At 70.8% G+C, this 1604-nt stretch carries 1 protein-coding gene and 1 pseudogene; both read right to left on the reverse strand.

Going from position 1 to position 1604, the window contains the following annotated elements:
* Positions 1-566: pseudogene (locus U4E84_RS16975) on the reverse strand (iron ABC transporter permease); the annotation flags it as partial.
* A 27-nt stretch (positions 567-593) separates the two neighbouring features.
* Positions 594-1604: thiamine ABC transporter substrate-binding protein (locus U4E84_RS16980; RefSeq protein WP_322533283.1), on the reverse strand; the 1011-nt coding region annotated here is incomplete at its 5' end.

The following is a 1604-nucleotide window of genomic DNA, read 5'->3' on the forward strand; positions in this document are numbered from 1 at the left end:
ACCGCTTCGAGGGTGAACATGAGATCGAGCGGGGGGAGCCCGACCGCCGCCAGCGCGGCGTTTAACGTGCCGTTCTCGCCGAACGTGGCGACGAACCCGACCGCGACCATGATCGACGGGAGGACGAACGGGACGATGGTGAGCGAGCGCAGCGTCCGCCGGCCGGGGAACTCGAAGCGCGCGAGCAGGTAGGCGGCGGGGAGCCCGAGGGCGACGCTCGCGACCGTCGAGAGGACCGCCTGATACGCGGTGAAGCCGACGATCCCGAGCCGGCGGTCCGGCGAGGCGAGCGAGCGAGCGACCGCGGCCGGCGACTCCCCGGACAGCAGCCGCGCCAGCTCCCCGAAGTAGAACGGGTCGGTGAGGACCTCCGCGAAGACCGCGAGGGTGACCGCGCCGTCGACGACGACCGCATCGACGAGGACGGTCGCGGTCGGGTAGTAGAAGGCGACGACGAGCGCGGCGCTGGTGAGGACCGCGAGCGCGGTCAGCGCGTGCGACTCGACGCCCTCGCGGAGGTGGGTCAGCCGCCCGGTGTCTCCCTGCCGGCCGCTGTCGTCGGTCACGCGCTCGGCCCCTCGTCGGCCACGCGCTTAGTTCTCGGCGATCTGCCGCTCCCAGGCCTCGACCCACGCGTCGACCGACCCCTGGAGCTCGTCGTAGGTGAACGTCACCGGGTCGGCCGGCTCCTGTGCCAGCTCGGCGTAGTCGCTCGGCAGCTCGGCGTCGTCGGTCGCCGGGAACGCGACGTTGCGCTGGGCGATCTGCCCCTGAACGTCGGGCTCCAGCACGAACGACATGAACTCGCGGGCGAGGTCGGGCTCGTCCGCGTCGGCGAAGACGGCCATCCCCTCCGGGTTCGCGTACGCCTGGTCGTTGAGGAAGCGGATCTGGTGTTTCTCGAGGTCCTGGTCCTCCATGTCGGCGAACACCTGGTCGGTGGAGTAGGAGACGACCATCGGCGCCTCCCCCTCGCTCCACGCCGCGTAGGCGTCGTCCCAGCTTCCCAGCACGCGCACCTCGTTCTCCTGGAGGTCCGTCCAGTAGTCGAGATAGTCGTAGTCGGGGTCGCCGTCCTCGCCCTCGATCGCCTCCCCGTCGCCGTCGCTCGCGACGCCGCCGTCGCCGAAGCGGTTGACCGTGTGGAGGAGGAACGCGCGCCCCGTCGAGGAGGCGCCGGGGTTCTGCGCGATGAGCGCCCCCGCGTGCTCGTCGTCGAGCAGCCCGTCGAACGTCTCGGGCGCCTCCATCGTCGTGCCGTCGTACACGAGGCTCACGTAGCCGGTGTCGAACGGGATCGCCCGGTCGAACGGGTCGAACCGGAGTCCCTCCTTGACCGCGTCGCGCCCCTCGATATCGCCCGCCTCGGCGAAGAGGTCCTCGTCCAGCTCCTCGTCGACGCGCACGAGGTCCTCCGTCGTGAGCCCCACGTAGAGGTCGGCGTCGATCGACGCCCCCGAGGCGGCGCGCTCGACGTAGTAGTTCACCTCGTTGTCGGGCGTCGCCCACTCTAACTCGGCGCCGACCCGGCTTTCGAACTCCTCTTTGAGCCACTCGCCCGGGCTCACGGAGGGCGCGTCGATGAAGCTGGAGTACGTGGCGAC

Source organism: Halorubrum sp. AD140 (assembly GCF_034497445.1).
Classification (GTDB): Archaea; Halobacteriota; Halobacteria; order Halobacteriales; family Haloferacaceae; genus Halorubrum.